The organism is Streptomyces sp. NPDC013187, assembly GCF_042899705.1.
Taxonomy (GTDB): domain Bacteria; phylum Actinomycetota; class Actinomycetes; order Streptomycetales; family Streptomycetaceae; genus Streptomyces; species Streptomyces hawaiiensis_A.
The window spans coordinates 66,244-88,827 of the sequence record NZ_JBIBAF010000024.1; the positions used below are offsets into that span (position 1 = coordinate 66,244).

Sequence of the window (22,584 nt, forward strand, 5' to 3'; positions counted from 1 at the left end):
CGAGGAAGATCAGCGATGACACCGACGGCCTCAGCGGTTCCGATTCTCGAGCTGCGCGGCATCACGAAGTCCTACGGATCCGTCACGGCGTGCGGCGGCGTGGACCTCAGGGTCGACGCCGGTGAGATACACGGACTCCTGGGTGAGAACGGGGCAGGAAAGTCCAGCCTCATGAAGGTCCTGCTCGGGCTGGTCCGGCGAGATGCCGGCACGGTCCTGGTGCGCGGTGAGGAGGTCGCGCTGGACAGCCCGCAGGAAGCGGCCGAGCTGGGCATCGGCATGGTGCACCAGCATTTCAGCCTCATCAACGGGCTGACCGTGTGGGAGAACGTGGCGCTCGGCGACAGCGGCAAGGTGAACAAGCAGGCCGTCTGCGCCGACATCGCCGACGTCTCCGCGCGGTACGGGCTGCCCATCGACCCCGACGCACGCGTCGACGCCCTCTCGGCCGGTGAGCGGCAGCGGGTCGAGGTGGTCAAGTGCCTGAGGCGCAACCCTCGGATCCTGATCCTGGACGAGCCGACCTCCGTCCTGACCCAGGCCGAGTCGGAGGAGTTGTTCGCCGTGCTCGGCCGGGTGGTGCAGGAGGAGGGACGCGCTGTCATCCTCATCAGCCACAAGCTCGCCGAGATCGCCCAGGCCACGGACCGGGTGACGGTCCTGCGGAAGGGCTGCGTCGCCTTCCGGGCGGTCACCGCCGAGACCACTCCGCAGCTGTTGGCCCAGCAGATGGTGGGCCGTGAGGTGTCGCTGGGCGAGGAGGCCGCCGCCCTCGGCCTGGTACCGACGGGGCAGACGCCCCCGGGCAAGGGCGGGGGCCCCGACCGGCAGCCGCCCGTCCTGAGCCTCGCCGGAGTCACCGTCGAGCAGGGCGGGGTCAGGCTGCTCGACGATGTCCGTCTCACCGTGGGCGCGGGCGAGATCGTCGCCCTCTACGGCGTCGAGGGCAACGGCCAGGCGACGCTCGGCGATGTCCTCGCAGGGCTGGTCCGGCCGAGTGCCGGCACGGTCGAGGTCGCCGGGAGCAGGGTGGACGTGACCCTGCCCGGCGCCCTCACTCGGGCCGGTCTGGGCATCGTGCCGGAGGACCGGCACCAGAGCGGCGTCGTTCTCGACATGAGCGTTGCCGAGAACCTGGCGATGAAGTCGCTGGAGAAGGTCAGCGGCCGCTTCCTGCTGCGGCGGAGCGCGATGCTCGCCGAGGCCCGTCGTCTGGCGGACGAGTTCGACATCCGCACGCCGTCGCTGGACGCGCCGGTGCGCAGCCTCTCCGGTGGCAACCAGCAGCGGGTCGTACTCGCCCGGGAGCTGTCCGGTGACACCCGTGTCCTGGTGGCCGCGCAGCCCACCCGCGGACTGGATGTCGGCGCCATCGAGGACATGTACGCACGCTTGCGCAAAGCGGCCGCCGAGGGCGTCGGAGTGCTGCTCATCTCCACCGAATTCGAGGAAGTCATGGCCCTTGCAACCTGGATCGCGGTGATCTCCTCCGGGCGGATCACCGGATCACTCCCCGTCTCGGAGGCGACCCCCGAACGGCTCGGCATGCTGGTCGGCGGTGAGGCCGCATGAGTGCCGCCTCGCTGACGGACCTGGACGACCTCGGCCTGCGCGTCCTCGCCCGGCTGCGGCCCGGACGCGGCGGCTGGATGACAGCCGGCCTGACCGTCGCGCTCGTCGCCCTCGCCCTGGGCGCGTCCGCGCTGCTGCTCGTCCTGACCGGTTTCTCGCCGATTGCTTCGCTCGACGCGATAGGGACCGGGAGCCTGGCCAACGCCACGGGATGGACGACGACGCTGCTCAACACGGCGCCGCTGCTGCTGGTCGCGGTCGGGGTGTGCATCTGCGCGACCGCCGGCACGTTCAACATCGGGCAGGAGGGACAGGTGCTCATCGGCGGCCTGGCCGGAGCCTGGGTAGGGCTGCGGCTGGCCCTGCCCGGCCCGATGCTGGTCGTGGTGGTGCTGATCGCCGCCGCGGTCGGCGGTGGCGTCTGGGCCGCGCTCAGCGCCCTCATGCTTCGTTTCCGCGGCGTCAACGTCCCGGTGAGCACGCTGCTGATGACGTTCCTCGCCATCCAGCTCGTGACGTTCGCGGTCAGCACGCCCTCGGTCCTCCAGGAGAGCGTGCAGGGCGCCGGGGGCATCGCCGACGCCCAGTCCAACCCCCTGCCGGCGAACGCCCAGCTCGCGAGTCTCGGACAGTACCCGTCGCTGCAACTGAACACAGGCCTGTTCCTGGCGCTCGCCGCCACGGTCGGCGTCGCCCTCGTCCTCAGCCGCAGCCGGTGGGGCTTCAGGGTGCGCATGGTCGGACTGAACCCGCGGACGGCCAGACACGCCGGTGTCCGAGTGGCCGCGCTCGGCGGTTTCACCCTGGCACTGTCGGGCGCCTTCGCGGGTCTGGCGGGAGGGCTGCTGCTGGCCAGCCCGGTCAGCACCAACCGGCTTCAGGCCGGGCTCTCGGACAACGTCGGCTGGGACGGCCTGCTCGTCGCGCTCGTCGCACGCAACCGGCCCCTGGCCGCGATCCCGGTGTCGTTCGTGTTCGCCGTGCTGCGCGCGGGCGGCGACTTCCTCTCGGCCACCGGCGTGCCGTCCTACCTCGTCGACATCGTCAAGGCGTTGCTCGTCCTCGCGTTCGTCGCACCGCCCGTCCTCGTCGACCTCTTCCACGGGCGTCGCGGTGCCACGCCGCAGAGGGCGCCCGCCGTGTCCGTTGTCCCCACCAAGACGGAGGCAGCCGTATGAGCGTTGTGGACAGCACCACGACCATCCTCGCGAGCGGCGTACGGCTGACCGTGCCGCTGGCCTTCGCGGCCTGCGGTGAGTACCTGGCCGAGCGCGCCGGCGCGATGAACATCTCCGTCGAGGCGATGATGCTCGGCGCCGCGTTCACCTCGGTCGCCACCGCCAGCGCGACCGGCAGTGCCACCGCCGGCCTCGCGGTCGGCGTCGTGACCGGCCTCGTCATCGGCTTCGTGCACGGCAACCTCTCCCACCGGGCCCAGATCAACACCTTCGTCGTGGGCCTGGTGCTGAACGCACTGGTGCTCGGGCTGACGAGCTTCCTGATCGCGACGCAGCAGTTCGCCTCGCACCAGGTCGGGATGCTGTCGATCCCGCTCCTGGAGGACATCCCGCTCATCGGCAAGCCACTGTTCTCCGAACGCTGGCCCGCCTACTTCCTGATCCTGCTCGTGCCGCTCACCTGGTGGCTGGTGGAACGCAGCCGCTGGGGCCTGGAGCTGCGCGCGGTCGGGGAGAACCCGCAGGCCGCCGACGTCACCGGCATCAAGGTGAACCTGCGGCGGCGGCAGGCCCTGCTGTGGTGCGGCGCGCTGGCCGGTCTCGGTGGCGCGTACCTCGCGGTCGGCGAGGTCGGATCGTTCAACCAGAACATGACCGCCGGGCGCGGCTACCTCGTCATCGCCGCGGTGATCTTCGGGGCCTGGCGGCTCGGCCGGACCCTGCTCGGTTGTCTGGTGTTCGGCCTCTCCGACGCGATGCGCCTGGCGCTCCCCGCGCTCGGTGTCACCCTCAACGCCCAACTGCTCGTCGCGGCCCCGTATCTGCTCGCGCTCCTCGCCATGCTGCTGTTCACCACCCAGCACCGGGAACCCGGTGCACTCGGCCGGCCCTTCGAGCGTGGGTCGACCTGACGCGGAATCTCGAATCCGGAGCAGGGCCGGCTCGCCGCACCCGGCCTGCCGAGCCGCACAGGCCGGACGGCCGGTGCGCGCAGCGGTCCGGGACACGGCCGCACCGAGACGACAGGAAGCCGGACCGGCCGTCCGGAGGGATACAGCGGGATACAGCACCTCGGCGGACGCCGGCACTGCGACAGCGCATGGCCGGCGTCCGCCGAGGCACGCTGGTGTCAGCGGCGGCTCAGTGCCGCGGTCGCCGGCGCCGGGGGCGCTTGCGTTCACGCACCTGCGAATCGGCGACGGCGGCGGCGTCGCCGTGGGCCCGCGCGCGAGTTCGCCTCCGGTTCGACGCCGGCCCGGTATGTGCGCGACAGCGCCCCGGCCGAGGATCTCCTCCGCTCGCCGAAGGCGTACCCATCGTCGTCCCGAGACAGAATCGGCTCACTTCGATGCCCGTCCCTAACGCGGTAGTGCCCGTCGTGCCTCGTCCGCCCTGCCGAGGCCTTCGCTGTCAGGCGCAGGCTCCACGGCGGCGGAACCGGAGCCGTGTCGCGCGGGGGCAGCGGCCGCGGCGTACACGTTGTGTCCGCAGCACATCGACCTGCGGGGACGCGCGGCCTAGGCTCAAGAAAAATCGCACCACTCAATGGAGGAACCGTGGCCACCGGTCTCACCTCGGCCCGCTGGACTCACGTCGCGCTGCCGACCGGCGATCTCGACAAGGCGATCGAGTTCTACACCTCGCTGACGCCCCTGGTCGTCGTCGAGCGGTTCAAGGACGCCGACGGCGAAAGCGTCTGGCTGTCCAACGACCAGCAGGTCGAGACACCGTTCGTACTCGTCCTGGTGTCGTTCAACAAGGACAAGGGCAACCAGCAGGGCCTGCTGCACCCGTTCGCGCACATCGGCATCGAGGTGCCGGGGCGCGGGGACGTCGACGCGCTCGCCGACAGGGCCCGCGAACTGGGCTGCCTGCACTGGGAGCCCCGGCAGATGCCCGATCCCATCGGCTACATCTGCGCTCTGAAGGACCCCGACGGCAACGTCGTCGAGATCTCCCACGACCAGCGGGTCTTCGACACGGTCCGGGAGAAGTGGGGTTCGTCCTGAACGACACCCGCGCCGCGGTCGAGGCGTACCTCGCGGCGTTGAACGCGCACGACGCCGACGCAGTGGCCGCCTGCGTCGCCGAGGACTTCGTCAACGAACACACCTCGTCGATGGGGCAGAGCCGCAGTGGCCGCACCGCGTACCGAGCCGCACTGACCGGGTTCCTCGACAACTTCGGGAACCTGCACTACGCGCCCGAGCGCATCCTCGTCGACGGCGGGTCGGCCGCGGTGCCGTACGTCATGACGTTCCGCATGCGCTCGGCGGGTGACCGCCCCGTGCGGATCCGCGGGGTCTTCCTGTTCACCGTGGACGGCGGTCTCATCACGCGCCGCACGGACTACTGGGACAGCGGCGAGGTGCAGCGACAGCTGGCCTGACGCTCTGGCCGAAAAGCGGGTCAGGAAGTGGCGCCCTGACCCGGCAGAAACTGACACCCCGCCCGCCCCTGTTTGTGCGGACGGGGTGTCAGTGCGTTCCAGGACTCAGATTTCCTCGGCATAAGGCTGTCTCGCACGACAGATGCCCGCTATCGCTCTGTCCCGATTCGGGACGCTGGCACGCACCCCGCCGGGCGGCGCCCGGACGGGCCCGTTACCGGCGGAGTGCGGTGGTGCGGGTGGCGCCCCGGGTCAGCCGAGACGTGTGAGCTTGGCCGCCCTCCAGGCCGACGTAGGTCGGGAACCAGCTGGGCAGCACGTCCGATACCCGTAGTGAGGACTGATGTCGGCACGGGCCGGGTCCTGGCGCGTCCGGCCGGCTCACGGGGTGCCGGCAGCAGGGACATGGCGTCGCGGAGGCCGCCGACCGTGCGGCAGAACAGCCTCAGCACGGAGTCGCCCGGTGGGGCACGCTGCTGGTCCGCACCTCGGCGGAACCCGGTGTATACGGGGTGCGGGTGCGGGTGCGGGTGCGGGCAGTGGTCCGTATCGGCTTGACCGCTCGGCGTCCGACCGCGCATGCGTGGGGAACGGGCGCGCCTTCGACCGCAGCGGTCTGCGGTCTGCCGCGGCGGGGCCATGGGGAGACCAGGTCGAAGGCGCTCTTCTTGCACCGACCCGATGCCCAGCGCGCGTGTCGCCGGACAGGCCCGCAGCGCCGCCGTGCGGGGATGCGGCAGACCGACATCGGTGATCTGGTTGCTTCGGTCGGGCCCGGGGGACAGCACGAGGGCTGTGCCGGACAGCCTGACAACCTCTGCCATCGGGTGACCACGACAGCCGTGGGGCGCACCCGCTGCCGGAGGCCGAGCAACCGCAGGCGCATCGCCTCACGCGTTCGTTCGTCCAACGCGGAGAAACGGCTCACCGATGGGCAGAACAGCGGCGGTGACTCGTCCTGATCCCTCCTGCGGGCGACTCCGTCCCCGCCGCGCCGACGCTCGTGGAGCGGCCCGGCCGTCTTGTCGATGCCGGCCGGCGGGGTGACGTTTTTGCCCACCGCCAGCAAGGTCGGCTGAACGGGGGCCTGACCGGGGAGCCGATCAGACAGACGAACGCTTCGTGCGGCATAACCGGGTCGATGTCCTGCAGGGCCGGCACGGAAACGCCCGGACAGTTCGAGGTCTCAGTCCCCGGACGGCGACGTGATCGGGGTCCCTGAACGCCTCGGGTGCCGGGGGGTACGCCGAGGTCTTCGACGGGGCCTGGACGGCCGTAGGAGAGCGAGGCCGTCCAGGATGGTCATGACCCGTTCTTCCCGGCGGGCTACCGTGTGGAGGGCTCCAGCGGGTTCAGTGTGTGGAACCGGCGTCCCTGATAGGTGAGCGGGTCCCCTCCGCCGACCACCACGCCGGCCACCTCGATCAGGATGATCGTGTGGTCGCCGGCGGTGAGGCGCTGGTGCACGACGCCCTCGAGCGACACGGTGGCGCTGTCCAACAGGGGTACACCGAGCTTTCCCGGAGTGAAGTGTGCCGCGGCGAACCTGTCGACGCCGGGCGACGCGAACGCCATCGCCACCGGGCTCTGATCCGACGCCAGGACGTTGACGGCCACCGACTCGGCCTGACTGAAGGCCGGGTGGACGTCGGCGGTGTCGGCCAGACAGACCGAAATCAAGGGCGGGTCCATCGACACGCTGGTCACCGAGTTGGCGGTGAAGCCGTACTGTTTCCCGTCCACTTCGGTGGTGACTACACAGACAGACGTGACCATCGAGGACAGTCCGTCGCGGTACGCCTGCGGGTCGTAGCCGGTGACCGGCTGGTGCGTGAGGGCGTGACCCTTCGCGGAGTTGGACATGTCAGACCATCGCCCTCTCTTCAGCACACGCGGGCTCGCCGTCTGCCGTCAGCTCAGTGGCTTCGCGGATGTGGCCAGGTATGCCGGGGGCACAGCCGCCGACGGTGGTCCGGGACGGGGACGCCGGCCCGGAGGTCGACGGGTGAAACGTGGATCTCATCTGGTTTGCCTTTTGTTGGGGATGCCCTGACGCTAGGACCCACTATCTCGCATGTCAATGTGGCATCTCGCATCTCGTACATTAGTCATGCTCGACGCCGAGGGTCGCCTCCGTGTCGGCCTCCTCAGCCACGTGGGCCGCAACGCAGTACCCACGTCCGGATCGCGCCAGAAGTGAGCTCTCCCGATGCGTCGTATCGCCATCTCCGTAGCCATCGCAACGATCTCTGTCCCGCTCGCCGGCTGCGGCGGGCCCGGCGCGGCAGGGGCCGGCGGCGATGCGAGCCCGACCAAAGGCGACGACATCACCGTCGGGCTGCTGCTGCCGGAAAAGTCGAACCCCCAGTACGAGCAGTTCCACTACCCCACGATCAAGGCGAAGGTCGAGTCCCTCACCGGCGGCCACGGCCGTGTCGAGTACGCGAACGCCGAGGCGGATGCCGCCGAACAGGCACGACAACTACGGCAGATGATCAACAGACAGGTCGACGTGATCCTCTTGGACCCCGTCGACGCGCACGCCATCGCCAGTGGCGTGAGAAAGGCTAAGGAGGCCGGTATCGCGGTCATCGCCTATGACCGGCTGGCCGAGGGCCCGATCGACGCGTACATCACCTTCGACAACGAACTCGTCGGCGAAGTACAGGGTCGCTCCCTGCTGGAGGCTCTGGGTGAGGACGCCGGCATCTCCGACAAGATCGTCATGATGAACGGCTCGCCCACCGACCCGAACGCTCAGCAGTTCAAGGCGGGCGCGCTCCTCGCGCTCGACGGCAAGGTCACGATCGCCAAGTCGTTCGACATCAAGGACTGGAAGCCGCAGAAAGCCGAGAAGAACATGACCGACGCGATCAACGAACTCGGCAGGCATGACATCGAGGCCGTCTACGCCGCCAACGACGGTCTGGCGGGCGGCGTCATCAAAGCGCTGAAGGCCGCAGGTGTGACCGACCTGCCGCCGATCACCGGGCAGGATGCCGAGCTCTCCGCGGTGCGGCGGATCGTCACCGGTGAGCAGTACATGAGCGTGTACAAGCCGTACCCGCAGGAGGCCGAGCGCGCAGCCGAGATGGCTGTGGCCAAGGCCCAGGGTAGAAACATACAGTTCCAAGCCCTCACGCCCGACAGAGTGGACAGCCCCACGGGCAAGGACATCCCCGCGCATCTCGTGCCTGTCGTCGCCCTGACGAAGAGCAACATCAAGGACACGGTCGTCAAGGACGGCATGTACAGACTGTCCGACATATGTACGCCGCGACTCGCGGCCGACTGCGCGGCGACAGGCCTGAAGAAGCAGGCGCTCGGGAACGAGTGACGGCAGCCCTGGACATATCGCGCTACTCGGCGCACTCTTGGGCGCATGCCACGGTTTAGAACGTTTTGGCAGGTGGCTGACGCGCTTCCGGACTCGCGCCTCGTGCAAGCCCGCTGGACTCCCGCGCCGGGCGGCATTCGCAGTGATCACCTCCTCCTCGCGGGGCATGTACACCCGACGCTGTTGCGAGAGCTGGACGAGTTCTTCCGGCACCTGGCCCACTCGAACCTGTACGTGCTGCGACCCGAGCTGGCGGCCACCCCGCCGGAGTTCCGTGTCCAGTGCGAGCGCGTGGACCCTGACCGGTTGCCGCTCCGCACTTTCGGCATCAGGATCAGCCGGGACCGTAAGGACTACTTGTTCTGTGTCCGTGCGGACATGATGTCGGCGGCCCTGGTCCGGGAGATCAACACGGACTTCCTGCCGGCCCAGCAGGGCGCGCTGCGTCTGAGGGGCAGTGTTTCCGCGGTCGCGGAGCCGATCGATCCTGAGGTCCTCGGCGCGCTCTCCGGGCCGCACCGGACGGTGTACTGGGCTGCCGGGCCGGTCGGCGTGCCGAACGCGCCTACGTCGCCCCCCGCTTTCTAGCCGCTTGCCCGGGCCCGCCCTGTGGGACACGGCTGCGCCACCGGCCGACCCCGCCGAGTGGGTCGCTCGTGACGGGCTGCGCGTGTGGCTGGTCGCGCACTATTTCTCTCATGTGCGGCCTATCAGGTTTGAGTCTAGACAATCTGGGTAGCGAGGGCCGATGCTGTGGCGTATGGATCGCTTCCTGAACCCGGTATCCGGCGCCCGCAGGGCGTCAGGATCACGCTCCACTCGTGTGAGACGGGGCTGACCGCCCGGTGAACGGGCTGAACTCCGAGGCGTTCGTCCTGTTCGGCCAGCACATCCTGTGGTCGGACATGATCGGTAACATCCTCGGCCTGGCCGCCCTCGCCCTCGGCTGGCGCCGCTCCCTGTGGACCTGGCCCGTGCAGTTCCTGTCCGGCCTCATCCTCTTCGGGGCTTTCTTCGGCCACCTGACCGGCAGCGCCGGAAAGCAGGCCGTCGTCATGAGCGTTGCTCTGTACGGCTGGTGGCGGTGGAACCGTGACAAGGGCCGGTCCGAGGACGGTCAGATCACCCCGCGGTTCGCCACGTGGCGTGAGCGCGCGGCGATGGTGGGCGCCGTCGCCGTCGGCACGGTCGCGGTGGCCCTGCTGTTCAAGGTCTACCCGACGCTGTCCTGGGATCCCTGGCCGGATGCCTACATCTTCGTCGGCACGGTCGTCGCGATGTACGCGCAGGCGCGCGGCATGGTCGAGTTCTGGATCGCCTGGTTGCTGGTCGATCTGGTCGGCGTCCCGCTGACCTTCGCCAACGGCTACGCCGTCTCCGGGTTCGTCTACGTCGTCTACGGCGCGCTCGTCCTGTGGGGTATGCGTGACTGGTGGCTGCGCTCCCGCAGTGCACCGCAGCCCGCCCTGGAGCCGCGCGGTGAACAGGTGTCCGAGGGGGCTTGAGGGGCGGTTCTTCTCCCGATCGTGCGCGCGATCTGGTCGATGGCAGGGTCGGGGCGGGTGAGCTCGGCCGGCCCCGTGCGTGTCGCGGGGGCCGAGTGTCCCTCCCGCGTCGCGCCCGCCTGCTTCGGGAGGCGGTGCTGTTGCCGGGCGACCGCAGGCTGTGGGGCCCGGCAATTCCACGACCTGCTGTCATGGCCGCCTGGACGGTCGTGACACCATCCGGCTGACCGCCAGTCTCACGATCACAAGAAGCCCCCGGGTTCCGCCTTGCATCCGGCGCTGGGAGATCGAAGCGGTCTTCGACGAGATCGCCCGGCCTCGGCGCGGCAAGTGGAATTGTCATGCACTCGCCAGGTGGCGCGGACGTCCAGCCGCTGATGGCACCGGCCCGGCGGTCTTCGGCAGGGCAGCCCCTCTTGCGGTGCCGGGACGGGACCTCGCGGCGGACGGTGTACGAGTCGGTCTGTCCTATCGGTGACGGCGACGAGCCGGCCGCGACGGTTCGGGTGACGCCGAAGTCGGCGTCCCCGGAACCGCTCACCATGCACGCATCTGACAAGCCGTCAGGTCCCGTTCGAGCGGCGTGTCGTCCCCTCCGAGTCTCGTCGGTTCGTATCGCTTGACACGATGCCATCTCGCATTGAAAGATGCTCGCCATGCGAGTAGTCACGACGGACGCCGGCCTGGGTCGGCTCGAGGACGGGGCTGTCGCCCTGTTGGACACTGCTTTTCCCGAGGTCAGCGCGGTTCTCCAACAGGAGGGCTCGCTACGGTGCCTGGCGTCCTGCGCGGTGCGTCGGCGCGTACCGCTCGACGAGTCCACGCTCCTCGCGCCGCTGGGTCGTCCCCGCGCCGTGTGGGGCGTCGGCCTCAACTACGTGTCGAAAGCGGCCCACACCGGCAGGGGACTGCCGGACCAGCCGATCCTGTACCTGGCCGCCGCCTCCGGCGTGTCGGCACCCGGCGCGCAGGTGGTGATCCCGCCGACCGCGTCCGAACCCGATTACGAGGGGGAGATCGCGGTGGTCGTGGGGCGCCGGCTCCACCAGGCGACCGAGTCCGAGGTCTGGCCCGCCATCGCCGGCATCACCGCGGCGAACGACATGACGGCGCGCGACATCATGCGCACCACGGGCACGCCCGCCCTCGCCAAGAGCTACCCGGGCTTCACGCCGCTCGGCCCGTCGATCAGCACGCCCGACGCATTCGAAGACCGCGACGCTATCCGCGTACGGACCCGGGTCAACGGCGACCTGGTGCAGGACGACACGAGCGCCGGGATGATCTTCCCGGTTCCCGATCTGCTCAGCCGGCTGTCGTGGTTTGCCGCGCTCGAACCCGGCGATGTCGTCCTCACCGGAACCCCGGCCGGCACCGGCCAGGACCGCGGGTGCTTCCTCGCCGACGGCGACGAGGTGCGCGTCGAGGTGGACGGCGTACTGCCCCTCATCACCCGCATCGTGCGTCCCACGGACGCCTCACAGCGCGACCACCGGCTCACCGAACAGGTCAGCTGACCGTTCCCCACCCTGGAGCACACATCGATGTCCAATTCCTCCCTGTCGTCCTACGACCTCGTCCTGGCCGGCGGCACCGTCATCGACCCGGCGTCGGGCACCAACGCCCGGCTCGACGTGGCGGTCACCGGTGACCGCATCGCCGCTGTCGGGGAGGGCCTGGCGGCGAGTGCGGCCCGCACGATCGACGTCACCGGCTCCACCGTGCTGCCGGGCCTCGTCGAGGGCCACACCCACATCTTCCAGTACGTCTCCGCCGTCGGCGCCCCGGCCGAGGAAGCCCATCTGCGCCGCGGCGTGGTCGCGGCCGCGGACGCCGGCACGGCCGGCGCGTCGACGTTCGCCGCCTTCCGCAAGCTGGTGGTCGAGGCCAACCCGCTGCGCATCGTCAACTTCCTCAACGTCTCGGTGCTCGGCCTGATCGACTTCAGGTTCGGCGAGCTGCTGAACCCCGACACCCTGGTGCCCGAGGACGCCCTCGCGACCGCCGAGGCCCACCCCGACATCGTGCGCGGCTTCAAGATCCGCCTGTCCGAGGACGTCGTCGGCGAGAACTGGGAGTCGCTGCTCAAGAAGTCCGTGGCGCTCGCCGAACAGGCCGGCCTGCCGCTGATGCTGCACATCGGCGAGACCTCGGAGCCGCTGCCAGTCGTTCTGGACTACCTGCGTCCCGGCGACATCGTGGCGCACTGCTACACCGGCAAGCCGTACGGCATCCTCGACGGCGACAAGGTGCAGCCGGCCGTCAACGCGGCTCGTGAGCGCGGCGTCCTGTTCGACTCCGCCCACGGCAAGAGCAACCTCAGCTTCGAGGTGGCGCGCCGGGCGATCGCCGACGGATTCCTGCCCGACATCCTCAGCTCCGACACCAGCGCCCGTAACTGGCGCGGCCCGGTGTTCGACCTGCTCACCAGCATCTCCAAGCTGGTCGCGCTCGGCGCGCCGCTGGAGGAGTGCGTCCGGCGGGCCACCATCGACCCGGCCCGGCTGCTCGGGCTCGACACCGAGGGCTACGGGCGCCTGGAGGTCGGCGGACGGGCCGACGTCACGGTCGTCGACTGGACCGACGAGGTCACCCTGCCCGACGCCGCCGGCAACACGATCGTCGCGCCGCGCCTTGAGCCGACCGTGGTGCTGCACGGCGGCACCGAGGTCGACATCGTGCCCTGGCGAGGTCTGAAGTCGGCCTGACAGGCCCGTGCATCCCGGGGAGGAATCCATGAGCGTCGGTGACGTCCATCTGCTGCGGCGCCGACTGCGCGCGGCCCTGACGGCCGGGCGACCCGCCGTCGGTACGTTCGTCAAGCTGGCCTCGCCCGACGTGGTGGAGCTCGCGGAGACGGCCGGGTTCGCGTTCGTGGTCGTCGACCTCGAACACTCCACCCTCACCGAGCGGGACGCCGTCGACCTGGTGCGCCACGCTGACGCCTGTGGGCTTCCGGCCCTGGTCCGCGTGCCAGAGGTGAACGCCGCCGTCATCAACCGGCTCCTGGAGGCCGGAGCGGCGGGAATCCAGTTGTCCATGCTCACCCGCCTCGCCCAGGCCGAGGCACTCGTCGCGGCGACCCGGTTCGCTCCGGCCGGCCGCCGGTCGGTGAGCATGGCCAACAGAACCGCCCGGTTCGGTGCGGTCCCGCCGGCCCGGTTCCTGCGTGCTGAGCAGGACGACCCGCCGGTGCTGGTGGGCCAGATAGAGACGGCACGGACGGACCCGCTGCCCGATCTGGTCGCCGCTCTCGACGTGTGCTTCGTCGGCAGCACGGACCTCGCGGTCGACCTGGGCCTGCCCGCGGACCCGGCGGTGCTGCGGGCCGCCGTGGACCGGGTGCGCGACGCCGCCCGCTCCGCGCGGGTGGCGTTCGGAGGCTGGGCCCCGAGCCGGAACGCCGCGGCCGACCTGGGCCTCGGCGGCGCCGGCTACCTGGTCGTCGGCTCGGACCTGCAGATGTTGGCGGCCGGCCTGCGGGCGGCCGCCGGAAAGGAAAACCAGTGAGCACACGCAACGCAGCGCTGTTCAGCACCGTCGTCAACTGGGACGATCTGCCGGTGACCCAGGTACGGCCCGGGGTCCGCCGCCGTGTCTACGCGACGGACGAGGTGATGATCTGCCACCACGAGCTGGAGATCGGCATGACCATCAACCCGCACCGGCACGAGGACTTCGACCAACTGGTCCACATCGCCGAGGGGCGGGCGAACTACTACGTGGACGGCGTCGCGCACGACATGCGTGCCGGATCGTTCCTGCTGGTTCCCCGTGGCAGCGAGCACTATGTGGAGCCGACACAGGCCCCCTGCGTGAACATCGACTTCTTCGTCCCGCCGCGCACCGACCTCCTGCCCTGACCGTCGGACGGGGTTACTGCCCTCTCTCGGGAGCCCAGTGCGCCGCGGCCTGTGCTTAGTCTTCGACACCATGCAGTCACGACAGATGGCCCACCGCTTCGCGGTGGGCCATCTACTGTTCGTTGCGACCGGGTCAGCCGCCGTTGGGTGAGTCCTCGGAGGTGCCCAGCCGCTGCGACAGCGCGCGGGCGGTTTCCAGCAGTGCCTGAGCCATCGGCGACGTGACGTCGTCGGACACGGTCGCCGTCGTGCCGACGATGGCGAGCGTTCCGCTGATCTTGTCACCCTCGAAGATCGGCGCCGCGACGGTGCGGACTCCGTTGACGGTGGGGGAGTTGACCGACAGACCGTGCTCCCGGATGGCCTCCAGTTCCTCCATGAGCTCGGCCGACTTGCGGACCGAGCGCGGCAGGGTCGGTACCTGCTCCGGGGGCAGGAACGCGAGGAACACGCGTCCCTGAGCCGAGGCCGTGAGGTCAAGGCGTGAGCCCACCCGGACGCTGATGCGCACCATGTGGTCGGTGTTGTCCACCGAGCGCACCACGGTCGCCGACTCACCGTCCCAGACCGACAGCACGATCGTCTCGTCGATGCGCCGGACCAGCTCCTCCATGTACGGCTCGGCGGCTGCGACGATCGGCAGGCCGGCCCGAGCCGCCGTGGCGAGTGTGAGCACCTGGGGCCCGAGGGAGTACAACGAGGTGCGCTCGTCGTACCGGAGCAGGTTCGCCGCCCGCAGGGCCTTCGTGTACCGGTGCGCCGTCGCCTTGCTCGCCCCGAGGCGTGCGGTGATCTCGTTGAGGCTCATGTGCGGTTTGCCGACCGTGAACGAGCCGAGGATCAGAGCCGCACGCTGCACCGTCTGGATGGTCGGCGCGGTCCTGTCCGGACCGTCCTGCTCGCCAGAGCCGTGCTGCGCCTTCGTGGCCATGAAATTGTCGCTCCTGTCCGTGACCAGTCAATGTGGGGGACGCCAAATGAAACGCCATCTTGTATGAAGCGATGGTAAGGCTCGTGTCACGAGGGAGGAAAGGGGGCCGGGACGGGCATCCACGAGAGCAGTGAGGTGAACGGGAGCGTGACGGCCGGCGGCCGTCACGCTCCCGTTCACCGCGCCGCCGGCTGCGGAGACCTCATGCGTCCGATGAGTGCCCGGGTGTGACCGAACGTGCCGGATCGAGCAGGGCCGCGATGTGGTTGACGGCCAGGGCCGCCTCCCCGAAGCCGATCGAGATGAGGCTGACCTTGCCGTCGTAGTCGGCGATGTCGCCGGCCGCGAAGACACGCTCCCGGCTCGTGCGCATCGTGGGGTCGACGAGGATACGCCGACGGCGAAGCTCCAGCCCCCACCGTTCGATCGGGCCGAGATCGGCGATGAAGCCGAGCGCGGCCACGACGGACCGGGCGGGCAGGGTGATCCGGTCGCCGTCGGAGCTCGCGACCACGACCTCCGACACCGCCCCGTCGCCGGAGATCTTCTCGACCTCGTACGGAGTCAGGACCCGCACCGAGGACGCGTGCACCTGCTCGACACTGCGCTCGTGGGCCCGGAACCGCGTACGCCGGTGCACCAGCGTCACCGACGAGGCGATCGGCTCCAGCGACAGCGCCCAGTCCAGCGCGGAGTCCCCGCCGCCGACCACCACGACGTCTTGTCCGGCCAGCTCGTTCAGACGCGGTACGAAATACCGCAGCCCCCGGCCCAGGTACTCGGAGCCGACCGGGAGCTCGCGGGGGATGAAGTTGCCGATCCCGCCGCAGACGAGCACCGCGCCCGCGGTGACCCGCGCGCCGGCGTCGGTGGTGGCGACGATGCCCTCGCCCGTGTCGTCCAGCTGAACGACCCCGTGCCCGAGCAGGTAGGTGGGGTTCCACCGCCAGGCCTGCTCGGCCAGCCGGTCCACCAGGTCCTGGCCTCGGACAGCGGGGAAGCCGGCCACGTCGTAGATGAGCTTCTCCGGGTACAGCGCGGCGATCTGGCCGCCCACCGCGGGCAGCGCGTCGGCGACCGCGACGCTCATGCCGCGGAAGCCGGCGTAGTACGCGCCGTACAGTCCCGTCGGGCCCGCGCCGATGATGAGCAGGTCGACGGACACCTCCGGGCCGGCGCCCGTGGTCGCGAGGCCGGTCACGCGTCCACCTCGGGGTGGTCGTGGCCGGTCCGGCCGACCTTGCGCGCCCCGCCGGGCGACCCGAGGGGTTCGCTGCCGAGGGTGAAGAACTCGGCGTTGATGCGCTCGAACTGCTTGCTCTCCTCCGGCAGGTCCTCGTGGTGGAAGATCGAGATCTGCGGGCAGACGGGTTCGCAGCGCCCGCACTCGACGCATTCGTCGGGCTGGATGTAGAGCATCCGGTCGCCCTCGTAGATGCAGTCGGCCGGGCACTCCTCCATGCATGACTTGTCCATGACGTCGAGGCAAGCCTTGGTGATGACGTACGGCACGAGCTTGTTGCCCTTCACACGGTCGCACAGCATGCGAGACGGTGTATTTCAATGTGGGACAAGATGATGGCTATGCCGAACCGGGGTGTCAACAGCAGGACGGATGCTTGACACCTTCGAGTGTGCTGGGGGACTCTACTGCGACATACGAGATGGCGTCTCACAGCACGCCACTCGGGTCGGGACTTGTGAGAGGCAAACTCCCCATGGGAAGCAATCCCCGGACCGTCCCAGCGCCGATGATCGTCGAGGACTGGGACCAGCTCACCTTCCGGGTCAACCGCGAGGCCTACCGAAACGCGGAGGTCTTCGCCCGGGAACGCGGCTGGGTGTGGATGCACACCTGGCTCTACCTCGGGCACGAGACCGAGATCCCCAACCCCAACGACTTCAAGGTCCGCACCCTCGGCGGCCGACCGCTGATCTTCTGCCGGGACAGCGCCGGCGAGGTGCACGCGTTCCTGAATTCCTGTCCGCACCGCGGCACGGTGCTGTGCCGCGAGAACGAGGGCTCCACCAGGCTCTTCCAGTGCTTCTACCACGCCTGGACGTTCCGCAACAACGGTGAGCTCGCCGCGATCCCCGATGTCGGCGCGTACGAGTCGGGCGACGCGTTCGGCACGTCGATGGGGCTGCGCAGCGTTCCGCGTCTGGAGATCCACGAGGGGTTCGTCTTCGTCTCCTTCGACCCGGACGTTCCGCCACTGCTCGAGTACCTCGGCGATGCGGCCGACTACATGACGATGATCGAGCAGCAGCACGTCGGCGGCATGACCACACTGCCCGGCACGCAGCTCTACAGCGTGCGCGGCAACTGGAAACTCGCCGTCGAGAACGCCATGGACGGCTACCACTTCGCTCCGACGCACAACACCTTCGTGGGCTATCTGCGCGAGAGCGGCTACGCCGTCACCGACGACAACCAGTACGCGTACAACCTCGGCAACGGCCACGGGCTACTGGTCCTGACCGGGCACGGCGGGCGGATAAGCATGATCTGGGAACCGCGCTTCGGCGAGGACGAGCGTGTCCGCACCGAGGCCCACCGGGCCGAGATGACGCAGCGGCTGGGGGAGAAGCGAGCCCACCACGTGGCCGACGAGAGCCACATCCTGTTCGTCTTCCCCAACCTGCTGCTCTTCGACATCGAGGGCCTGTCGATCCGGCAGCTGGAGCCGGTGGCACCCGACCAGACCGACGTGCGTGCCTGGCAGCTGGTCCCGCGCAACGAGGACCCGGACACGCGCGCCCTGCGCATGAAGACGGTCGTCAGCTTCGTCGGCCCCGGCGGGCTCGCCACGCCGGACGACATCGAGGCCTACGAGGCGGTCCAGCGCGGCATCCAGGCCACGGCGGGCACCGTCCAGCCCGAGCTGGACTACAGCGACATGTCACGCGGCATGGCCGACGAGGTCAAGGGCGTGCAGGGCAGGTCGATCGACGAAGGCGCCATGCGGGGCTTCTGGCGGCACTGGGTCGAGGCCACCGGGCTCGACGACGGCCTCGAAGTCCACGGTGAGCGACCGGCGTCCTTCCTGGTGGGGAGGGATGTGCGATGACCGCGACAGCCAACACCCATTCCGTGCACTGCGCAGGCCGCACCGTCACCCGGCAGGAGGTCGAGGACTTCCTGTACGCCGAGGCCGACATCCTCGACCACTGGGACTACGACGGCTGGCTGGCGCTCTTCGAGCCCGGCGCCCGCTACGAGATTCCGACCACCGACTACCGTCCCGGCTGGTCGCCGCACGCGACCGGATCGTTCGTCGACGACGACTGGGACCTGCTCCGCGCCCGGGTCAAGCGCCTGAAGTCCCGCAAGGCGCACGCCGAGAACCCGCACTCACGCACGCACCGGCTGGTGTCGAACGTGCGGCTGTCCGAGGACACCGGGGACTCCTTCCGGGTGTCGGCGTCCTTCGTGGTCCACCGCGCCCGCGATGGCCACTTCGACGCCTATGTCGGGTGGTACGACCATCTGCTGGTGCCGACCGACGACGGACTCCGTTTCCGGTTGCGGCGCTCGGTCCTCGGCCACGAGTCGCTCGCCGCGGGCGCCCGGCTCAGCTTCATCCTCTAGCCGGCGACGGATGGTGACCAGATGATCCGACACACCCTGTCCTTCCGCTTCGCCGACGGGGTCGACCAGGCCACGCGGGAGTCCGTACTGGCCGAGCTGCGTACCTTCCCTGACCGGTACCCGGCCATGCGCGGCTTCGTCCTCGGCGAGAACATCAGCACCCGCGACCAGACCTTCACCCACACGATGGCCGTCGACTTCGACAGCCAGGACGACCTGCTCGCCTACCTCGTGAGCGAGTCCCACGAGACCTTCGTGCGCACCCGCTGGCGACCCATCATCGCCCAGCAGGCCATCACCTCGTTCGAGTTCGCCGAGCGTCCGTCGCTCACCGCAGGAAGGAAAGCACCAGTGAGCACGCGCCCGCACGGCCCGTACGGCATGGAGTACGCCCGGATCGAAGTCCCGGACATGCAGGCCACGATCGACTTCCTCCAGTACCACGTCGGTCTGCAGCTGGAACAGCGTACGAACGAGTACGCCTACTTGCGCGCCGACATCGAGCACCACTGCATCGAGCTGATCAACGCCCCCGAGCGCACCGACGGCTGGACGACGGCGGTCGGCTACAGCGTGGAGAGCGAGGAGGTCCTCGAGCAGCTGCGCAAGAGCGTCGCCGACGCCGGCCTGGAGATCCTGGAGCTGCCGGAGCGCCAGCAGGCGCTGTGTGACAACGGCTTCGCGGTGAAGGACCCCGACGGCCTGATCGTCGAGCTGTTCACCGAGTTCCACGAGTACGCCGAGGCACCGCACCTCGAGATCCGGCCGCTCGACCTGGTGCACCCTTTCATCGCCACAGCCAAGTTCGAGGAGGCGGTGGACTTCTATCAGAACGTCCTGAAGTTCATGCCCTCCGATCACGTCGTCGGCTCGACCACGTTCTTCCGTTGTGAGGACCGCTACCACCACAGCCTCGCGATCCAGAACAACAAGGAGCACTACGTCGCGCACCTCTGCTTCGCGATGAAGAGCCTCGACCACGTCATGCGGATGCGGGCCCGGGCGCTGTACAAGGGCGCGCCGATCGCCTCCGACATCGTCAACCACTCGGCGTCGACGTCGATCGCCTTCTACCTGCACGACACCCGCTTCGGCCCGCGCTACGAGCTGTGCGACGCGCACCGGGTGTTCACACCGGAGGAGCACGAGACACACCGCCCCCGCAAGATGGTGGCCGACCCGCGCAACATCGACGTGTGGCGTCCGGCGTCCGACGACTGGGGACGTTTTTGAGGCGGCAACTGCTCGACGTCCTGCACCTGTTCGACGTGACCCCTGCCCCGCGCGGGCAGGAGCGCACGGCGGCCCACCGGCTGCGCGCCTGGTGCGCCGACCGGTGGCCGCACGTCGAGTGGCAGGTACTGGATCACGGCCCCGCGGGCGGCAGCCTGATCGCCACCCGAGGGGCCGGGCCTCTGCTGTACTCCCATCTCGACACGTCACTGGACGACGGCGGTCCGTTCAACCGGCTGGTCACCGGCAACGCCGCGCCGGCCGGTCCGCTCACCGTGGACGGTGACACGGTGGCCGGCTTCGGCCTCGGGGTCGCCCGCGGGCCGGCCGCCGCCGCGCTGGTCGCCTTCGCCGAGGCCGGTACCGGACGGCTGCTGCTCGCCGGTTCGGGGACGCACCGCCGCGCCGGCGGGATCACCGGACTGGAGGCATACACCGAGGCGCACCCGTTGCCGCGCTCGGCGATCGTGGCCAAGTGCGGCCCGCCCACGCTGCTGTGGCACGAGCCGGGCGCGCTCTACCTGACCGTACGGGTGACCGGCCGGTCCGGAGCCGCGATGATGGCGGAGTCGGCAACACCGACCGGAGGAGTCGTCGCCTCGGCCGGCGTCGTCCTGGACGAACTGGCCCGCTGGCGCACGGACTACCTGGCCGCCGACCCGAGGGTGGGGCAGACCGGCCGGGCGTGCGGCATCGGAGCGATCAGCGGCGGGTGGCCTGACAAACCAGATCTGCTGCCGGCCCAGCTGCGGATCGATCTGTATGTCGTCGCCGGTGACCTGGTGGAGCCGACCGTGCTGGCGGCCGGGCTGGCCGACCGGCTGCGGGCGCGGTGTGCCGAGTCGGTGCTGCGTGACTGCGAGGTCGAGGTGGAGGTCGAGCCGGTCGCGGCAGCCGCGGCCACGCCGGCCGACGCCCCGGTGGTGACGGCCGCCCGGGCGGCCTGGCTCGACGAGTTCGGTGCGCAGCCGCCGCCGATCACCGGCTGGACGGGATCGACCGACGGCGTCGTGCTGCGTGCTCACGGCGTCGACACCGTGCGCCTCGGCCCGCAGGCCCGTCCTGCCCCCGACGGACCAGGTCGCGATGCCCTGTCGTTGGCGCAGCTGACGGCGTACGCACGCATGTATCGCAAGCTCTTGACCGAACTCCCGGCGTAGCGCGGGCGGTTCCCGGCACGTGCCGGGCCGGCGGGGCAGCATGACGGCAGAGCGCGTCGGCGCCGCCTCCCCACCTCCTCTGACGAGGCGTGTCGCTGAGGCGCGCACGTCCTGCGTCCAGCGGAATCGACACAGCACGTCGAGACGGTCGCGCACCGCGAGACATCACACCCCCGGCGAACGGAAGAGAAGTTCGCCCTCTGAACAACCTCCATAGGGCGAAGACGTCCTGAAAGGAAGTGGACGAGCGGATGAACAAAGTCGTCGCCTCGGCCGCCGAGGCCGTAGCGGACATACCTGACGGTGCCTCCCTAGCCGTCGGCGGCTTCGGTCTGAGCGGAGTTCCGGCAGTCCTGATCCAGGCCCTGTATGACGCCGGCGTGACAGGACTGGACGTGGTCTCGAACAACTGCGGTGCCATGGACTCCGGCCTCGCCGTGCTGCTCGCCGCGGATCGGATCGCACGTGTCACCGGCAGCTACATCGGCGGCAACAAGGAGTTCGCTCGCCAGTACCTGAGCGGCGAGATCGAGCTGGAGCTGATTCCCCAAGGCACGCTCGCCGAGCGGCTGCGGGCCGGGGGCTGCGGCATCCCCGCCTTCTACACGCCGGCGGGCGTCGGCACCCTGGTCGCCGACGGCGGGCTGCCGTGGCGGTACGGCGGCGACGGTGACATCGCCGTGGCCTCTCCGCCCAAGGAGGTCCGCGAGTTCGACGGCGAGGAATTCGTCCTGGAGCGCGGGATCACCACCGCCTTCGCCCTGGTGCGGGCGGCGAAGGGGGACCGGCACGGCAATCTGGTGTTCAGCAAGTCCGCCCGCAACTTCAACCCGCTGGCGGCCATGGCCGGGCGCATCACGATCGCCGAGGTCGAGGAACTGGTCGAGCCGGGCGAGATCGACCCGGACCAGGTCCATCTGCCGGGCATCTTCGTGCAGCGGGTGGTGGCCCTCACCGCCGGGCAGGCCGCCGACAAGAAGATCGAGAAGCTGACAGTCATCGCCAGGGAAGACAAGGAGGTGGGGGTCTGATGGCCTGGACACGCGACGAGATGGCCGCCCGCGCGGCCCGTGAACTGCGCGACGGCGAGTACGTCAACCTGGGCATCGGCCTGCCGACCCTGATCCCCGGCCACGTGCCCGAGGGAGTCCATGTCGTACTGGAGTCCGAGAACGGCGTCCTCGGTACCGGCCCTTTCCCCTACGAGGATCAGGTCGACCCCGACCTGATCAACGCGGGCAAGGAGACCGTCACGGTGCTGCCCGGCGCGGCGTTCTTCGACTCGGCGCTGTCCTTCGGCATGATCCGCGGCGGTCACATAGACACCGCTGTGCTCGGCGCCATGCAGGTCTCCGCGCGGGGCGACCTCGCCAACTGGGCGATCCCCGGCAGGATGGTGACCGGCATCGGCGGAGCCATGGACCTCGTCCACGGTGCCCGCCGGGTGATCGTCACCATGACGCACACCGCGAAGGACGGCAGTCCCAAGATCGTCCAGGAGTGCGACCTGCCGCTCACCGGCAAGTGCTGCGTGGACCGGATCATCACCGACCTCGCCGTCCTCGACGTCACCGACGGTGGTCTGCTCCTCGTCGAGACCGCCCCCGGAGTCACCCCTGAGGGGGTCGTCGGGACGACAGCGGCCCCGGTGCTCGTCCCGTACGAGACCGGCTCCTGAGCCTGCGGGACGAGTACTTCGCCGACGCCGTCGGCACCCGGGCCGGCCGCCCCGGGGCGGGCCGACCCCACCCCCCCCCCCCGGGGGGGGGGCGGGGCCGGGGTCCGCGCTGGGGGGGGAGGTGGGGCGGGTGGCCCAACGGCCGC

Annotated in this window: 22 protein-coding genes; 18 read left to right on the plus strand and 4 right to left on the minus strand. The window is 69.8% G+C overall.

Going from position 1 to position 22,584, the window contains the following annotated elements:
• Positions 1 to 15 precede the first annotated feature (15 nt).
• The 5 genes from ACFY5B_RS36545 to ACFY5B_RS36565 all read left to right on the plus strand — a co-directional run bounded on the left by ACFY5B_RS36545 (position 16) and on the right by ACFY5B_RS36565 (position 5,139).
• Positions 16 to 1,572, plus strand: a complete 1,557-nt coding sequence (locus ACFY5B_RS36545; protein ID WP_389978558.1) for an ABC transporter ATP-binding protein — start codon at positions 16 to 18, stop codon at positions 1,570 to 1,572.
• A complete protein-coding gene (locus tag ACFY5B_RS36550; protein ID WP_389978561.1) occupies positions 1,569 to 2,750 on the plus strand; it encodes an ABC transporter permease in 1,182 nt (393 codons plus the stop codon). The genes ACFY5B_RS36545 and ACFY5B_RS36550 overlap by 4 nt, the downstream gene beginning before the upstream one ends.
• A complete protein-coding gene (locus ACFY5B_RS36555) occupies positions 2,747 to 3,661 on the plus strand; it encodes an ABC transporter permease (RefSeq protein WP_389978564.1) in 915 nt (304 codons plus the stop codon). Before ACFY5B_RS36550 ends, ACFY5B_RS36555 begins: the two co-directional genes overlap by 4 nt.
• 645 nt (positions 3,662 to 4,306) lie before the next feature.
• Positions 4,307 to 4,759 (plus strand): VOC family protein, encoded by a 453-nt coding sequence (locus ACFY5B_RS36560; protein ID WP_181361491.1) that lies wholly within the window; start codon positions 4,307 to 4,309, stop codon positions 4,757 to 4,759.
• Entirely contained in the window at positions 4,744 to 5,139 is a 396-nt protein-coding gene (locus ACFY5B_RS36565; RefSeq protein ID WP_389978567.1) for a nuclear transport factor 2 family protein, read from the plus strand. The genes ACFY5B_RS36560 and ACFY5B_RS36565 overlap by 16 nt, the downstream gene beginning before the upstream one ends.
• Before the next feature lie 1,326 nt (positions 5,140 to 6,465).
• Here ACFY5B_RS36565 and ACFY5B_RS36570 read toward each other — a convergent pair.
• Complete coding sequence (locus ACFY5B_RS36570) at positions 6,466 to 7,002, minus strand: flavin reductase family protein (RefSeq protein WP_389978570.1); 537 nt, start codon at positions 7,000 to 7,002, stop codon at positions 6,466 to 6,468.
• Between the two features lie 346 nt (positions 7,003 to 7,348).
• On the opposite strand from ACFY5B_RS36570, the gene ACFY5B_RS36575 reads away from it, so the two are divergent.
• From ACFY5B_RS36575 to ACFY5B_RS36605, 7 genes are all read left to right on the plus strand, one after another.
• Positions 7,349 to 8,476: a sugar ABC transporter substrate-binding protein gene (locus tag ACFY5B_RS36575; RefSeq protein WP_389978572.1), complete on the plus strand. Its 1,128-nt coding sequence runs from the start codon at positions 7,349 to 7,351 to the stop codon at positions 8,474 to 8,476.
• Between the two features lie 72 nt (positions 8,477 to 8,548).
• The gene (locus ACFY5B_RS36580) at positions 8,549 to 9,064 is read left to right on the plus strand and encodes a hypothetical protein (RefSeq protein ID WP_389978575.1); all 516 of its coding nucleotides are present in this window, start codon (positions 8,549 to 8,551) and stop codon (positions 9,062 to 9,064) included.
• A gap of 257 nt (positions 9,065 to 9,321) precedes the next feature.
• The gene (locus tag ACFY5B_RS36585) at positions 9,322 to 9,981 is read left to right on the plus strand and encodes a nicotinamide riboside transporter PnuC (RefSeq protein ID WP_389978578.1); all 660 of its coding nucleotides are present in this window, start codon (positions 9,322 to 9,324) and stop codon (positions 9,979 to 9,981) included.
• 656 nt (positions 9,982 to 10,637) lie between these two features.
• A complete protein-coding gene (locus ACFY5B_RS36590) occupies positions 10,638 to 11,498 on the plus strand; it encodes a fumarylacetoacetate hydrolase family protein (protein ID WP_389978581.1) in 861 nt (286 codons plus the stop codon).
• 27 nt (positions 11,499 to 11,525) lie between these two features.
• A complete protein-coding gene (locus tag ACFY5B_RS36595) occupies positions 11,526 to 12,689 on the plus strand; it encodes an amidohydrolase family protein (protein WP_389978584.1) in 1,164 nt (387 codons plus the stop codon).
• A gap of 28 nt (positions 12,690 to 12,717) precedes the next feature.
• Positions 12,718 to 13,491 carry an HpcH/HpaI aldolase/citrate lyase family protein gene (locus ACFY5B_RS36600; RefSeq protein ID WP_389978587.1) on the plus strand — a complete coding sequence of 258 codons (774 nt, stop codon included), beginning with the start codon at positions 12,718 to 12,720 and terminating at the stop codon, positions 13,489 to 13,491.
• A complete protein-coding gene (locus ACFY5B_RS36605) occupies positions 13,488 to 13,844 on the plus strand; it encodes a cupin domain-containing protein (protein ID WP_389978590.1) in 357 nt (118 codons plus the stop codon). Before ACFY5B_RS36600 ends, ACFY5B_RS36605 begins: the two co-directional genes overlap by 4 nt.
• A 133-nt stretch (positions 13,845 to 13,977) precedes the next feature.
• Here ACFY5B_RS36605 and ACFY5B_RS36610 read toward each other — a convergent pair whose 3' ends face one another.
• The 3 genes from ACFY5B_RS36610 to fdxA all read right to left on the minus strand — a co-directional run bounded on the left by ACFY5B_RS36610 (position 13,978) and on the right by fdxA (position 16,320).
• The gene (locus ACFY5B_RS36610; protein WP_389978593.1) at positions 13,978 to 14,775 is read right to left on the minus strand and encodes an IclR family transcriptional regulator; all 798 of its coding nucleotides are present in this window, start codon (positions 14,773 to 14,775) and stop codon (positions 13,978 to 13,980) included.
• 202 nt (positions 14,776 to 14,977) lie between these two features.
• Positions 14,978 to 15,976 carry an NAD(P)/FAD-dependent oxidoreductase gene (locus ACFY5B_RS36615; protein ID WP_389978596.1) on the minus strand — a complete coding sequence of 333 codons (999 nt, stop codon included), beginning with the start codon at positions 15,974 to 15,976 and terminating at the stop codon, positions 14,978 to 14,980.
• Positions 15,973 to 16,320, minus strand: coding sequence for a ferredoxin (gene fdxA / locus ACFY5B_RS36620; RefSeq protein ID WP_388061560.1), 348 nt, complete (start codon positions 16,318 to 16,320; stop codon positions 15,973 to 15,975). The genes ACFY5B_RS36615 and fdxA overlap by 4 nt, the downstream gene beginning before the upstream one ends.
• A gap of 173 nt (positions 16,321 to 16,493) precedes the next feature.
• On the opposite strand from fdxA, the gene ACFY5B_RS36625 reads away from it, so the two are divergent.
• The 6 genes from ACFY5B_RS36625 to ACFY5B_RS36650 all read left to right on the plus strand — a co-directional run bounded on the left by ACFY5B_RS36625 (position 16,494) and on the right by ACFY5B_RS36650 (position 22,438).
• Positions 16,494 to 17,846 carry an SRPBCC family protein gene (locus ACFY5B_RS36625; protein WP_181361493.1) on the plus strand — a complete coding sequence of 451 codons (1,353 nt, stop codon included), beginning with the start codon at positions 16,494 to 16,496 and terminating at the stop codon, positions 17,844 to 17,846.
• Complete coding sequence (locus ACFY5B_RS36630) at positions 17,843 to 18,367, plus strand: aromatic-ring-hydroxylating dioxygenase subunit beta (protein WP_389978599.1); 525 nt, start codon at positions 17,843 to 17,845, stop codon at positions 18,365 to 18,367. Before ACFY5B_RS36625 ends, ACFY5B_RS36630 begins: the two co-directional genes overlap by 4 nt.
• A 21-nt stretch (positions 18,368 to 18,388) precedes the next feature.
• Positions 18,389 to 19,600 carry a Dabb family protein gene (locus ACFY5B_RS36635; RefSeq protein ID WP_389978602.1) on the plus strand — a complete coding sequence of 404 codons (1,212 nt, stop codon included), beginning with the start codon at positions 18,389 to 18,391 and terminating at the stop codon, positions 19,598 to 19,600.
• Entirely contained in the window at positions 19,564 to 20,760 is a 1,197-nt protein-coding gene (locus ACFY5B_RS36640; RefSeq protein ID WP_389978605.1) for a hypothetical protein, read from the plus strand. The genes ACFY5B_RS36635 and ACFY5B_RS36640 overlap by 37 nt, the downstream gene beginning before the upstream one ends.
• A gap of 251 nt (positions 20,761 to 21,011) precedes the next feature.
• Positions 21,012 to 21,791, plus strand: coding sequence for a CoA transferase subunit A (locus ACFY5B_RS36645; RefSeq protein WP_389978607.1), 780 nt, complete (start codon positions 21,012 to 21,014; stop codon positions 21,789 to 21,791).
• The gene (locus tag ACFY5B_RS36650) at positions 21,791 to 22,438 is read left to right on the plus strand and encodes a CoA transferase subunit B (protein WP_389978610.1); all 648 of its coding nucleotides are present in this window, start codon (positions 21,791 to 21,793) and stop codon (positions 22,436 to 22,438) included. The genes ACFY5B_RS36645 and ACFY5B_RS36650 overlap by 1 nt, the downstream gene beginning before the upstream one ends.
• Positions 22,439 to 22,584 lie beyond the last annotated feature (146 nt).